The organism is Methylobacter sp. (assembly GCF_030680395.1).
GTDB lineage: Bacteria > Pseudomonadota > Gammaproteobacteria > Methylococcales > Methylomonadaceae > Methylobacter_A.
This window is the reverse complement of record NZ_JAUXVR010000032.1, coordinates 49,679-63,830: the sequence shown is the minus strand read 5'-3', so window position 1 is coordinate 63,830 and position 14,152 is coordinate 49,679. Positions and strand designations below refer to the sequence as shown.

At 43.7% G+C, this 14,152-nt stretch carries 12 protein-coding genes; 5 read left to right on the top strand and 7 right to left on the bottom strand.

Annotated elements, in window-relative coordinates; genetic code table 11:
* Nucleotides 1–72: 72 nt before the first annotated feature.
* Together Q8L79_RS13750 and Q8L79_RS13745 are read left to right on the top strand one after the other, a co-directional pair.
* Nucleotides 73–1,056: a metallophosphoesterase gene (locus tag Q8L79_RS13750; protein ID WP_305272195.1), complete on the top strand. Its 984-nt coding sequence runs from the start codon at nt 73–75 to the stop codon at nt 1,054–1,056.
* Nucleotides 1,057–1,170: 114 nt separating this feature from the next.
* Nucleotides 1,171–1,503, top strand: a complete 333-nt coding sequence (locus tag Q8L79_RS13745) for a hypothetical protein (protein WP_305272193.1) — start codon at nt 1,171–1,173, stop codon at nt 1,501–1,503.
* Between the two features lie 469 nt (nt 1,504–1,972).
* Here the strand turns inward: Q8L79_RS13745 and Q8L79_RS13740 are convergent, their stop codons facing one another.
* Nucleotides 1,973–3,232 (bottom strand): hypothetical protein, encoded by a 1,260-nt coding sequence (locus tag Q8L79_RS13740; RefSeq protein WP_305272191.1) that lies wholly within the window; start codon nt 3,230–3,232, stop codon nt 1,973–1,975.
* Nucleotides 3,233–3,964: 732 nt separating this feature from the next.
* Nucleotides 3,965–4,261: a VOC family protein gene (locus Q8L79_RS13735; protein ID WP_305272189.1), complete on the bottom strand. Its 297-nt coding sequence runs from the start codon at nt 4,259–4,261 to the stop codon at nt 3,965–3,967.
* Between the two features lie 693 nt (nt 4,262–4,954).
* Here Q8L79_RS13735 and Q8L79_RS13730 point away from each other — a divergent pair.
* Nucleotides 4,955–5,587, top strand: a complete 633-nt coding sequence (locus tag Q8L79_RS13730; protein ID WP_305272188.1) for a hypothetical protein — start codon at nt 4,955–4,957, stop codon at nt 5,585–5,587.
* Between the two features lie 171 nt (nt 5,588–5,758).
* On the opposite strand, the gene Q8L79_RS13725 is transcribed toward Q8L79_RS13730, so the two are convergent.
* Both Q8L79_RS13725 and Q8L79_RS13720 read right to left on the bottom strand, forming a co-directional pair.
* A complete protein-coding gene (locus Q8L79_RS13725) occupies nt 5,759–6,229 on the bottom strand; it encodes a YaiI/YqxD family protein (protein ID WP_370869978.1) in 471 nt (156 codons plus the stop codon).
* Between the two features lie 143 nt (nt 6,230–6,372).
* Nucleotides 6,373–8,568, bottom strand: a complete 2,196-nt coding sequence (locus Q8L79_RS13720; protein WP_305272185.1) for an ATP-dependent RecD-like DNA helicase — start codon at nt 8,566–8,568, stop codon at nt 6,373–6,375.
* A 184-nt stretch (nt 8,569–8,752) separates the two neighbouring features.
* Between Q8L79_RS13720 and Q8L79_RS13715 the strand changes: the two genes are divergently transcribed.
* Nucleotides 8,753–9,058 (top strand): integration host factor subunit beta, encoded by a 306-nt coding sequence (locus tag Q8L79_RS13715; protein ID WP_305272183.1) that lies wholly within the window; start codon nt 8,753–8,755, stop codon nt 9,056–9,058.
* A 177-nt stretch (nt 9,059–9,235) separates the two neighbouring features.
* Nucleotides 9,236–9,757 carry a HugZ family protein gene (locus Q8L79_RS13710; protein ID WP_305272181.1) on the top strand — a complete coding sequence of 174 codons (522 nt, stop codon included), beginning with the start codon at nt 9,236–9,238 and terminating at the stop codon, nt 9,755–9,757.
* Between the two features lie 122 nt (nt 9,758–9,879).
* On the opposite strand, the gene Q8L79_RS13705 is transcribed toward Q8L79_RS13710, so the two are convergent.
* The 3 genes from Q8L79_RS13705 to Q8L79_RS13695 all read right to left on the bottom strand — a co-directional run bounded on the left by Q8L79_RS13705 (nt 9,880) and on the right by Q8L79_RS13695 (nt 13,900).
* Nucleotides 9,880–11,214 (bottom strand): DUF6035 family protein, encoded by a 1,335-nt coding sequence (locus tag Q8L79_RS13705; protein ID WP_305272179.1) that lies wholly within the window; start codon nt 11,212–11,214, stop codon nt 9,880–9,882.
* 704 nt (nt 11,215–11,918) lie between these two features.
* The gene (locus Q8L79_RS13700; protein ID WP_305272177.1) at nt 11,919–12,506 is read right to left on the bottom strand and encodes a nucleoside triphosphate pyrophosphatase; all 588 of its coding nucleotides are present in this window, start codon (nt 12,504–12,506) and stop codon (nt 11,919–11,921) included.
* A 659-nt stretch (nt 12,507–13,165) separates the two neighbouring features.
* The gene (locus tag Q8L79_RS13695) at nt 13,166–13,900 is read right to left on the bottom strand and encodes a hypothetical protein (protein WP_305272175.1); all 735 of its coding nucleotides are present in this window, start codon (nt 13,898–13,900) and stop codon (nt 13,166–13,168) included.
* Nucleotides 13,901–14,152: the final 252 nt, after the last annotated feature.

Genomic DNA, 14,152 nt, shown 5'->3' with positions numbered 1-14,152 from the left:
ACAAACCCACATTTAAAAATAAAGGTAACCCTTCACTTGGCCAGCTACCCATAAATATTACCAACCAAAACCATGCAAATCTTCCTAACCTCAGACATCCACACAGAAGTTGCCCACCGAAAATTTGATCCCTTCTTTGACTACGAATGTTTACGTTTTGATTACCCAAGATGCACTAGCACTTTTGGCAACCCAGAACGCTCTAGTGTCCTTGGCAGCCCAGGATGCTCTATCACCCCCGACAACCAAGAAAACTCAGAAAACCATAGCAGCCAAATTAGCCCCGCCTACCCCACTGATTCAGATGAACCTAATGCATCTAACCAAGCGGATGTCATAGTCCTAGCTGGTGACATCGGAGAATGGATCAATGGCCTCGAATGGGCACGCAATCGTTTCGAGCACCAAGAAATTATTTATGTCGCCGGCAATCATGAATATTACGACAGTGATCTAGCGATTCTTGATGAGTTACGAGCCAAAGCCAAAGAACTCGACATCCATTTTCTTGAAAATGATTCGGCTATCATCAATGGTGTAAGATTTCTAGGATGTACATTGTGGACGGACTTTGATCGTTATTCATCTGAAGAAGTAAATCGCGCTTGGCCGACGATGAATGATTATAAGTACATCTATTGCCGAGCATGGTGGTCAAATGAACAAAACAGAGAAGAAGCGTTACAGTTGATGCAACCTGACTCGATATTTGGATTCGATCCTGAATATTTTTCACCGACGGTTGCGTATATATTGCACAAGCGATCATTAGACTGGCTGCAACAGCAACTTGATCAACACTATAATGGTCAGACAGTGGTTGTGACACATCATGCACCGACAATGCGATCAACTGATAACACGGCTTACGGTTCAGACCTGACAAAATTTATAAAAAAGAATGCCGGCAAAATAACCTTATGGTGTCATGGCCATATTCATAAGACATTGGATTATGAAGTTGCTGGTGTAAGAATAGTTTGTAATGCACGGGGGTATCCTACGCCAATGGGGTTGTCGCCCTCTTTTGACGAAAAAAAGTTGATCTGCTTGTAAAGAAGAAAGGCAAGTTAGCCGCTTGGTCAAGATGATATTGAACGGACGATGGTTAAGACAAAAAACGAGTATTGGGTTTAATTTGAAATGAAATAAATCAAGGAATTTAACAGGATGAGATTAAAAGAAAAAGAGGTTGAAGTAGGCTATTTATATTTGGCCACGGCAAATCAATATCGTGCTGTACTCGCGATGAAAGGTGAATTTTTGATTTATGCTCCCAGTTTGGAAGGGACTGCACCCTCGAATCCGGTTTCGGTAACAATGCCGTTTGAAAATATGCCATTCAAGAAGTGCCAAATCGGTACCTTTGCCAAAAAGGATTATCAAGTGTTTGACTTCAATGGCACGGAAGCGATCAAACATAAATTGAATGAATTACAGCTAGCAGAAGCAATCGCACAGTGTAATGCTGAGTCAGCTATTGCTACCCTGTTAGCCGAATAAAGCACATCCATGTTGTCATCTTTCGACGCTAATGCCCCCCCATCAAAACATACTTCATCTATCAGCAATAAGAAGTAAATCAAGATTGGTTTTTTACTAACCCTTACTCATAATGAATGAGCCAGTCCAAGGAAGATGGATAGTTACATTCCTCTTGGATAGGCAACAATTAATACTCGGTAGTAGAAAACAATACCTGCTCCAGTCTAACTATAACTCGATGTTCAAGTTTTTATAGTTTGACTTTTAGAATCACAGATAAACCGAGGTATTCCCGCTATTGCGCATAAATGATAGGCAATAGCATGTATGCCTCTAATGCCCGATTTAACTAACTTCCATGAAGTCAAGAACTAAAAACTTGAAGATCGAGTATAAGTGACAATGAGCCCTACCAGTAGAATGCGAGCTATTATTTCTTCTGGTAGGGCAAAGTCATCAATACTAAGTAGTTATAGAACAGAATAGATTATTTCTGACAGCCAACAGTAACTATACTATCTGATCCTTTAATCAATTGTCCGCTAGCGGTTTTTCCTGTGAGGCTGGCTTTTGTGTCTCCGCATAATATCCCTGTATTACGGGTTCTGAAATACAGCAATAGGTCGACATCACCGTCCCTATCTACGTCTCTCATATCGCTAATCTTATCAATAGCCAATGCTCCTTCCGACCCAAACTTAACGGTTAAAGGATCGACTTCTTCAGCATTGAAGGAAGAAGTGGTCAAGATAGCTACTGGAACAACCTGCTCATTAGCTAGATTGATCCTATTTGGAAATACTTCTGGCCTAATATCCACTGTCACCTGTACCGATGTATTAGTTTGAGATTCACCAAAAAGCGTTAGCGCAAAAGGAGAGGCTAAATCTGAACCACTAGTAGCCAAAAAGTTATCAATCAATGCTCCTGTTGTACCATTGAATCGCAACACCCCATCAGGACCTACTATCACCACGAAAAGATTACTACCATCCGAGCTGAACGCAAAATGCGCGGGTAGTCCAAAGAAGTCAATAACGGAAGCAAACAAATCGATGAATTCGCCTGTAATCCCGTTGAATCGGAATACGCCGATTGGACCAACAAAAGGCCCGCCTGAAACGTAGAGATTGCCGTCCGGACCAAAATGTAAGTCAGCTGGAGATCCCAAGCCACCGCTGCCAGGGGAAACGAAAATATCCATAAATGCTCCCGTGATACCGTTGTACCGTAGCACAGACGCTTGCTCCGCACTTAACAGATAGAGATTGCCATCTGGTCCAAAAGTGAGATTCCTAATACCTAAAAGGCCATCGATACCTGCTGCGGCACCGGATGCAAAGACATCGATAAAGGTACCTGTTGTTCCATCATAACGCCGCACTTGATCGTCACCTCTGTCCGCGATGTATATATTGCCATCCGGCCCGAAAACAATCTCCCATGGCTCTATGAGTTCGTTGCCCGCCACAAAAACGTCAATAAACTCTCCCGTTGTTCCGTTATAACGCAGTACTTGATTGGTTCCACCGTTTGTAACATATAGGTTCCCGTCTGGACCGAAAGTCTGTCCCCGAGGATCATTTAGTGAAAATCCAGAAGTAAACACGTCAAGAAAAGCTCCCGTTGTCTGGTCATAGCGTAACATCCTACCATCTGTCCGGTTGGCGACCAGTAGGTCCGCACGTGCATGATCAACAGCGGTACTCATAATAACAATGAGCATAATAAACATCAGCTTTTTCATAGTTGCGTCCTCTTCAATTAAATATTGAATAACTCACTGTATAACCTAGCTACTCTCAATCGCATTAAGTAATCTCAAGTTGCTATAACGACTAATTATTAATGTTGAGCTTAGTTTTCCGTTGCTGTAACGACCATTGTTCATCCCTTATTACTGGATATCTATCCGTACCGTTACTGATAACCTAGAGCTTAAGTGAGATGTTAATGGTAAATATACCGCCAGAAGTCCACTGGATTTCGACCTGGAATGCAATTGATGAAAACTGAACTCATCGCTTTTGGCCGAAATTTGTCCTTCGCAAAAGATCGAGTTCGACTCTTTTGGGTCTTTGGATGTGTATTTTAAATTGAGCTAACGCTTCTACTAATCGGCGTTGTGACAGCGGTGTCTAGCGAATGCAATGGATGAGGTTTGGCTGCTTGTTACGCATTTATCTTTACCCATATAGTACAAGGATGGGCTAAACACCGTGCAGCCCATCAGTCGCGTGTATCTCGGGCTTATTCGATAAACACGCGTTTAGCTGATTTGGGTTAAGTATCTTGAATGAAATGAATGGCGAAATCCAGCCAAAAGCGGTCGGCCAATATATCAGGTCAATGACAGGTGAGAGCCAGAAAGCTGCCGTTCAACGTAGAGCTATCCGGGCACGGTACGGGAAGCTGAAAAACAAAACCGGATTATAACCGCGCGCCGGTTGAGCGTAATGTTAGACAGGTGACATGTTGGCTACATTGAATGAAGACCAATCATATTGCCTTCAGTGTCGTACACCAGCGAAATAAAGCCGTGTTCGCCGATAGACATTTTTTCTTTGAAAATACTGCCACCATTTTCGGTAGCACGGGCGGCTTCCACAGCACAGTCTTCACAGGCAAAATAAACTAACGTGCCACCACATCCAGAGGGAACACCTTCCATTTTCACCAACATTCCGCACGCGCCGTAAGTGGTTTTAGCAGCGTCCTTGTCCGCAGGAAAGCTCCACATTTCCATTATACGACGGATTGGAAAGAGTTGGTGCATGTTAGATGCTAAATAGGACCTCTAGCCTCTGGATGTCATTGAATACGTAGAATCGTCGATGGGAAAAATCAGCGCTGAAGGATGGAACATCGTGAACGCTGCTGCGCAACTCTAACGCCTACTATACATCTACAACTAGGCAACGTATAATGACATCGCGCTTGGTTGGCGCAAGTTGTACCCGGCCGGCTGATTTTTTGCTAAAGTCAGTCGGTCTTTTATGCGTTCTTGAAAGCGCCACCTTATCGAATAGCGACTCACCTTGCTCACCGCAGTACCGATTCGCACTGACCTCAGACAAAAACACTCAGGCTTTTTCATCGGGACATCATGGTATGGAGCTGAAGCGAGTGATGAAAGCGTCAGGCAGGCTACCGTCGAGCTAACACGCTATGACGCCGAGGAGCCTGCGGATGCCACGTTATGAAAGGCCACTTTCAGCTAAATTGCCTCGCCATTCATTTGGCGATTTTGATCACCGGTTTTTGGCCATATAGCACGGCATTCGCGAAAGCCTGTACCGCCCCTTAAACTACTTTCAAAACTATTCTTTGTCAGATTATTTAATACCAAAGAGTAGACAATCGTTTAGGATAAAAAGAAACTGTAACTCATCCATAGCAGGAAACGAGCTTTTTCAAAGAGCTGCAAATTGGTTACTTTTTCAAACATTAGCTCATAGAGGAACAATTAGTGGACTTAACAAAATTTCCTGATTATTACAAAAATTATAATTGGGACGGAAAACATAAATTATTTGGTTATCCAACAGACAAATATCCAAATTTTTCATGGATGGCTTCGCTTGAAACAAGGTTTATTTGGCTACGCAATAATTCAGAAAGTAGCAACACAGCATCACAATACCTGCTTAAGGAGTTAATTGAATGGGGTGGGAGTCAGAACGGGGTTTTACAAAAATTCAATGACGGTAGCGGAGAAATAAATCTCTGTGATTTAATTCAAGACGTTATCCGCAATTTAGAAAATCCAGAAGGTGCAATTACTGCGGCATTGGCATTTCCTGGCCTCGGATTAACGTACGCATCAAAGCTGTTACGCTTTATGAAACCAGAAAAATATGGGGCTTTGGATTTTAGAATTCGTGCCGCTCTATTAACGCAGAGTGTGCTACCACGAATTTATGACGGAAACTTAAACAGTATGGTCAGAGGTTATCTAAATTTCTTACAAATTCTTAATGATCTGAAAAGCCAACTAGAAGAGCAGGAAATCAAAAAGCCTGATTGTAGCTTATCAACTACCAATTTTTGGAGACCATCTGAAATTGAAATGGCACTTTTTCGTTGGGCTGAAGAGATTTGACAGTTATAACCAAGGCTGTTCGCTAGGTCATTAAATGTGTCGATCCGGTGCTACGCTTTTTGCAATTTGAGATGTGAGCTGAGAATGGCAGTTTTCTTGCTTTCAACAGCCATTGACCCAAAATTCTCGACCGACCGGAATTGGCCGTACACTGCCTTTTAGTAGCCAGCTTTAAGACGAATTAATACCCCCTTTCCCGCCCTGCTGAACCAAAAACCTATCCAACTGATTCGCAAACGCCTGGATATCGCGTGGATTTAATGCTGAAGGCCCGCCGGTATCAATTCCACTTGAGCGCAACGACTCCATAAAATCGCGCATATTTAACAGCTCTTTGATGTTGTTCTCTGTATAGCGTTCACCGCGTGGATTTATGGCATGACCGCCCTTGATGACCACTTCATAGGCCAGCGGAATATCGCCGGTAATCACTAAATCACCGATATTTAATCTTTTAACGATTTCATTATCGGCCACATCGAAGCCTAATTTTACCTGTAAAAACTTGATATAGCGCGACGGCGGGGTCGGTAGAAACTGGTTGGCCACTAAAGTGGTGGTGATTCCAGTGCGTTCCGCTACGCGATATAAAATGTCTTTGATCGCCTTCGGACAGGCGTCTGCATCAACCCATATTTGCATGTCTTTCTCAGTCAGTAAAAAATCATTAACCTGCTGGTTCTCGTCCCTATTCAGGCAGCAACTCAAGATAACGACGCATGTGCAATCAACACGCCCTGTATAATCGCCTGTATAAGATTGCAGCATTCTGTGCTGATTCCTTATCAGCTTTGGTTAAGCCGGGAAATTAAATAAGTCATTCGGCGTTGAGATCGCTGATTTTTGACCGCCATGGCTAACGCTTTAGGCTGGGCAATAACAACGACCAGTTGTTTGCCACGGGTGACCCCGGTATAGAGTAAATTCCGTTCCAACAGCAGGTAATGTTGCATCGCCAGCGGAATCACCACCGCCGAATACTCCGACCCTTGGGCTTTGTGAATGCTGGTCGCATAAGCCAACGCAATCTCATCCAGCTCATTAAACTCATAGTCCACAATCCGATCGTCAAACTGAATCTTGAGTAGGCTGTCTTCCAGGTCAATGCGGCGGATAACACCAATATCCCCGTTAAAGACATCCTTGTCATAATTGTTAATGCGTTGGATGACTTTATCGCCTGGCGCATAAGTGGAGCCATAGCGCGTAACCTTGGGTTCACTCTGCCCATTCAACCGGGCTTGTAGCTCGATATTCAGTGAACGAGCTCCCAAGCCGCCACGGTTCATCGGGGTCAGTATCTGTACGTCATTCACCGGATCTAGCTTAAACCGCTGAGGTATCCGCTCGATTACCACATGCATCAGCTTGGAAAAGATCTCTTCGGGTGTTTCCGCATAAATACAATAAAAGTCAGTTACTCCTTGAGCGTTGTCTACCTCTGGCAATTGGCCATGATTGATCCGGTGCGCATTGGTGATAATTTTTGAAGTGCTGGCCTGTCTGAAAATCTCCGTTAACCGCACTGTCGCAATGCGTTCCGAGTCAATAATATCGGCGAGCACGGCACCAGGGCCGACTGAGGGTAGCTGATCAACATCGCCGATAATCAATAAAGCCGCCGACGAGGGCACGGCTTTCAATAGCTGATTCATTAATACGACATCCATCATGGATGATTCATCAAGGACCAGGCAGTCTAAATCCAGTGGGTATTCTTCGTTGTGTTTAAAGGCAAAGACGGCAGGATCAAACTCCAGCAATCGATGCACGGTTTTTGCGTCAAGCCCCGTGGATTCTGTAAGACGCTTGGCAGCGCGTCCCGTGGGTGCACAGAGGCCGATATTCATGCGTTTGGCACTGAGGATTTTCAGGATGCTGTTAACCAGCGTCGTTTTGCCCACACCGGGCCCACCGGTGATGACTGTAACTTTATGCGTTAGCACCAACTCAACCGCAGTACGCTGAGAAGTCGATAACGTTAATCCGGTTTGACCTTCGACCCAAGGAATCGCCTTTTCAGCGTCAATCTGACCCCAGGGCGGCTCACCCTGATTAAGACGTAGCAGATGGGTTGCACAACCGACTTCAGCACGGTGCAGCGGTGTTAGAAAGAGGACCTCTTGTTCACCGTTAATTTCGGCGACCAAATTACCTTCAACCAATTCCGCCGTTATGGCTTCATCGATAATGGCGGCGGGTATTTCCAGTAACTTAACCGCCATTTCACAGAGAGCCTGCCGGATCGCTGCACAATGGCCTTCACTTGACCATTCTTGCAGAGCATGGCGAACACCGGCTTGCGCGCGAATCAGCGAGTCTGACGCAATACCTAATTTCTGTGCCAAGCTATCAGCGGTTTTGAAGCCGATGCCGTGAATATCCAGCGCTAAGCGATAGGGGTTCTCCCTGACTTTTTCGATAGATTCTTCGCCGTAGGTTTTGTAAATCCGTACCGAGCGCGACGTACCGACGCCATGTGATTGCAGGAAAACCATGATTTCACGAATGACCTTTTGCTCAGCCCAAGCACCGGTGACACGCTCCTGGCGTTTTTTGCCGATGCCCGGTAATTCCAGTAACCGTTCCGGGGCTTGTTCGATGACATCAAATACGAGCTCGCCAAAGGCAGCCACTAACTTTTTGGCAAAATGTGGCCCGATGCCTTTGACCATGCCTGAGCCCAAGTATTTCTCGATCCCCTCTAAAGTGGTAGGCAATATGATTGTTAATGAAACCGATTTAAACTGCTGGCCATGTTGACGATCATTAACCCAGAAGCCGAGGCATTCGATATATTCACCCGCTGTCACGCTCGAGGCAGAACCGATCACCGTTATCAGTTCCCTATGACCGCTTACTTTGACGCGAAGGACACAAAACCCGGTTGATTCACTATGAAAAGTTACCCGTTCTATGGAACCTTGTAGCTTTTCCAGTGGGTTATCAGCAGAATGCGGTTGATTAGGTTGAGAGTTCATGAGGCTCAAATCAAGTACACTGGGTTTTGCCGATATTTAACAAAGAAGCTCATCATATCAGTAACCTACCCTTTTGATGGATTTTAGTAAGTAGTTGCTTTTTAATGTCTATTATTCAAATATCAACAGAACCAAGGGCTGTAACCTGCTAAAATAAGCATTTTATGTCTAAGAGAGTTAAACGGTGGTCAAATCAGAGCTGATACGTGTGCTAAATGAGAAGTTACCTGAACTTCAGGCAAAAGATGTGGAGTTGGCGCTAAACTGTATTATTGGGCAGATGAGTGATGCATTGGCTGAGGGCGAACGCATTGAGATCAGGGGGTTTGGTAGTTTTAGTAGACGGCATCGGGCTCCCCGCATTGGGCGTAACCCTAAAACGGGTGAAGCCGTTAATTTACCCGCTAAAGCAGTGGTTCACTTCAAACCCGGCAATCAAATGAGGGCCAGAGTGGATGCTGCGCGTGACCAATGTCGGATCACGGCATAAAGGTCAGTACGCCTGGAAAGACTGATTCTCCTCTCGCAAATTGCCCTGCTAGCCGACGATAGCTATCATTCATTCAACAGCTTTGTAATTCACCCTACTGAATCCGATCCGCTAACTTGTTTCACACACTATATTAAACGCGGCGGCCTTTAATTCAGATGATGTTCTTGATACACAATGGGTATGTTTAAAATGAACAACACAGATAACAACCTATCCGATAAAACAACATCCTTACAGGAACTGCTGGCCTCACAACAAACAATATTGCTGTCGACCGCTTCAGGAAACAGTGTTCCTGATCTGAGTGTCGCTCCTTTTGTGCGCGACCAAGCGGGATGTTTTTATATCTTTATCAGCGAACTTGCAATGCATACGGCCAATTTGCTGAATAATCCGCAGGCCTCGGTGATGTTTATTCGCACGGAATCCGAGTCGAACAATCTTTTTGCGCGTGAACGTGCGGTGTTTAACTGTAAAGCCAGAAAAATAGAACGCAGTGAGCCCCTCTATACGATTCAATTAAAAGCACTTCAGGATAAGTTTGGCGAAGTCGTCAGTTTATTGCAGACGTTAACCGATTTTCACCTATTTTCTTTATGCCCGGAAAGTGGCCGGTATATCATGGGCTTTGGTCAGGCCTACATGATTAATATCAAAGAGGGTAAAGTTTCCCCACTTAATAAAAATAGCAGTTAAATGGCTGCCATAACTTTTCCGGCCCGGAAAGCAACTCATGGAAATTATCAGAATTTATTTTTGCGGGCTGTCCGCAGACCGGCCATTTCCGGCCGGTCGAGGTGTATTTTTGAATGGCTGGTTTAGATCACTTTTTTTAGTAGTTTGCCTCTTAATTCTGGAAGCAGAGCGGCAAGAAGCGGATAAAATGTTCTGTCTTGTTTAAATTTGAGGTCATGCTTCCAATTGTCTTTGAACTCTTGACGCTTGCTGTCCAATTTTGAATTGAAAACCGTATCAGTTCTTTCGTATTCACTGACAGCGTATAAGAAAACTACCCAATAATTTATGTGATGTTGCCATACATAATTTGTAAGCCATGCCCATTTCCCGTCTTGATTCAGGAAATGAACTTTACCATCGCGTACCGATAGTAAAGCCTTTACAAACTTCAAAAAACTCCAATCAAAATCATCCTGATCATACAATCCAATAGCCACTAATTTGGAAGCGCATTCCTTTCTAGATTCATAATCAGGGTCATGCTGTAAGACTATGTTCTCGAATGACTTTATAGGTTCTCGGATTTTGGCTTCTCGTTGTTCTTCAAGAGCTTGATCGTGTTGACCATCAAATGAAATAAAATAAGGTTTATGCGTTAACGGATCAAACTTTATATCATCAAATTTGACAGGCACTTCATCCCAAATTTCTTCAATGGCATTCGTTTTCGGATCAAAGTACGGCTTTTTAAAATGTCCTGTGAAAACAAGCCGTCCATCGTTTAACGATAGTTCTTTGGATCGCTCATTGATTGATAGTGCGTTTGACTTGTTGTTAAAAAATACGTCTTTTTCAGTTGCGCGGGAAGACTCAGGGTTCAAGTTATTGAATATCCAGAATATTGGCATTCCTTCGTTCAGATAAAATACTTCCCGACTAACAATAACATCCAGAAAAGTGGTAGAAAGTTGGATTTCAAACACTACCGATTTTCCATTAAAAAGTGCTGAAATATCCGGTTTTTTCCATTTTCGCGACCAACCACCTGTCCCTTTAATAACCTCTTCAACCTTAATTTCAGTAAAACGACCATCCTTTCTCAATTGTTCCGCTAGATAGTTCTTTAACTCAATATGAGTAAGACTTTCCTTTGCCCCGTTGTACTTCATACAACGAATTTCATCCTTCGTGTGTGTTGAATCTGTTTTTATAGGACAATCGCCAGAAGCGTGAAGATGTTTGAAGTAAAAGGTGTGTTTGGCATTATGTAACCGATGAGAACGAACAACTACCGGCTGGCCGCATGAATTACAAGCATATACTGGATTTTTGGCTTGTATTCGTTCTTCGACTATCCGTCGAAGTTTAAATATTAATTCTTCACCTTGGGAAAGCAAATCAAGTGCTGACTCTGCTTTTTCCGTATCAAGATTCAAAAGGTCAATGATTGTCCGTTTTAACTCTGCATGCTGCATAGAACTGATTCGCTAAAGAATTTATAGCGTGATAATCGTTAAAGTGCGTAAATAGGATGCATAAACGAAGTTGAAGCTAACACGCTACTCATCTCAGACCGTCTAATAATTGATTAGATAATTGCTGCATATCATCCGTGATTGATTCAGCATAGGCAATAGATTCATTAATATCCCTTCTAACTCTAACTGTATCCCTCACATATTGAATGATATGCAGTTGCTTTTTATCTTAACGATAGTCAGTTGTTCGATGCTAACTGGCCAGTCATAATTACATTAAAAGGCCGATTTAGGTCGAACTGAGACAGTCCGATAGGATATGCTGAACGCAGTGACGCGCATCACTCGCTGTGTAATGGCAATATTGTTGTTTCATATTTGTTATGTTTTGCTATTATTTAAAACGCTACCGGGGCTGATATTTGCCTCTCATCTTTGGCATCCTAGGTATTGGTTCCGTTAGCGTCCATTGAGTCGGCAGCATCCTATCAATCAGCTCACCTTATTGTGTTTACAGCTTTACAGCCTGTCGTTATGTGATGGATTGTCTATCGGGGCGAATTCGCCTTACCATTGATCCGCCGTACGGCCGTCATGCGGGGCTATCCTGCCCCGCACCCCGATGGGGTAAATGCAATCCCTGCCGGGGCGGGCTCTGCCGGAATGACGGACTGGTGTATCTATCAGGAAGCGAGTTGACGTTAAATCACCTTGACGCCGAAGGCTTCCATCAATCTGATCAGCTTGATCAACGGTAAACCGATCAACGCATTCGGATCGTCACCCTGGATTCGCTCAAACAAGGCAATGCCTAAACTTTCCGCTTTAAATCCGCCCGCGCAGTTAAAAGGCTCGTCAAGATCGACATAGTGCTCGATTTGCTCTGGCGATAGCCCTCTAAACGTGACGGCACAATGATCACAGTCGACTCGATGTTGCCCGTTACGACTATCGTAAACACAGACGCCGGTATAAAAGTGCACCGTTTTACCCGAGGCCGCCGCCAATTGCGCAATCGTGTTTTCGCGGGAGCCGGGTTTGGTGAGCGGTTTGTCTTCCAGCATCGCCACTTGGTCCGAGCCGATAATCAGATGTTGCGGAAATTTAAGCGCCAGCGCTGCGGCCTTTTGCCGCGATAAACGCATTGCGGTCTGCATCGGCGCTTCATCGGACAGCGGCGTCTCATCGATATCGGGGTTAGCCGTATCAAAAGTAAGACCGAGTTTTTTCAATAATTCGCGGCGGTACGGCGAACTCGATGCGAGGACCAATTGAATGGCAGTAGTCATGATGATAAGTGTCTAAAAATGATAGAAATCTGAACCCAATCTGACCTTTCAGAAATAAGCTTCAAGCTCGACTTACACTGGTTAAATACGGCCGATCGTCTTGGATCGGCCAGAAGCGGACTGTAAGCTCAGTTTTTCACAATTACATTCTGATAAAAATACAGTGTAGTTTGGCGTTAGATCAGCCATTAACATAATGTATCACTCAAACTCGAGGTTATAAGCATTAGTAAGTATAGAAAAGCCCAGTTAAAAAATGAATTAACGCAACAGAGCCTATAGGTATTTAGTCGAATTGTATTTCGGTTGAAATGTTGTATTTTTGAGCCGCAACCGAGATTAGATTAGTCATTTCATTCAACTTTTGAGGTTCAAATGGGTCAAGTTTTAGGATATGTTTTTCTGTTAATTGTTGCCTTTTATCTACTGACATATACCGTAGATCCTATTTTAATTGCGCTAATAATTATTGTATGCATTGTTACCTGGTTTTTTCTATATCCGAAAACGAGGCAAAAGTAAAAGGTATGAATGAGTTAACTTTGGGTTGTTAACCGGCGTTGAATATTTTTTTAGCGATAGACTCATTATAAAATATAAAAAACCATTTAATACAAATTCTTAGGTGAACTAGTTGAAAAATTGGATGCCGACTTTGTTCAAATCCTAATGACCGCTAGAGAGCAATTTCTGATATAGCTGCTGATCGAGAAGCGCGCTTGTCTGTCAAGTGACTTATGCCTGAAATTTGAAGCTTGTCCTAGCTTAAAGATCGCAGAAACAACCGCTTTTGCGAGCTTAGCGCCGTTAACCGGATTACTCAAAAAATTGCCAAGTTGATTGTCATCAATACTGTCAATCACAGGCATCACTTCATCAGACTCTAGAATCTCCCGCGTCACCAACACCGTTCCGCCCGTTTGGATGGAGAATTCATCAAAATCGACCAAATAACCGGCCAAGATTAAACCTCGATAAGCGGTCTTAGCCAATTGGTGATCTATGAGCTTGTACTGAACCTTACTAAACACATCCACGACCTTAAGAGTATCCGTGCCGTTCGTTTCTTCGACTTGATAAATCGCATAGTGGGCAAAACGCATACGTCGAAGCAATTCAAGTTCAAAATCGTCTGCCTCTTTATGAAATAAGCGCAGGAATTTCTCGGCCATATTGAAGCCATGGGGGCGATAGCCGTAAGTAGCGTAATCGGCAAATAAGTCCATTTCGTCTTCGTTATTGATCACCAACGCTTTTTGGTGCCATATCCCAAGATGGCGGCCACAAGTTTTGATATCCTCGCTAGTGAGCTTTTTGAAAATCTTGGCATTCAGTAAAACGCCTCGACGGCGAATCTCGAGGTAATCGGCGGAAGTAAAAGTAATATCGGTCATATGGGTGGGTAATGTGTATCGTCAAAGTAACTTTGATCTGGCTATGACGCTTCCTAAGAAGCTGTTTGGAAACTCCGAATACAGGCCAAAGAGGCCATGGCATAGAGATCTTTTATTTGATAAATTGAACTTTAATGCTATACGCCCCGCTGCTCGTGGCCTTGACATATAATTTCCAAACAGCTTCTAAGGCAAAATGTCGCTGAACTGATAGGGGCAGTTCGATTATGGATTTGTGTCAAATGCATGAAA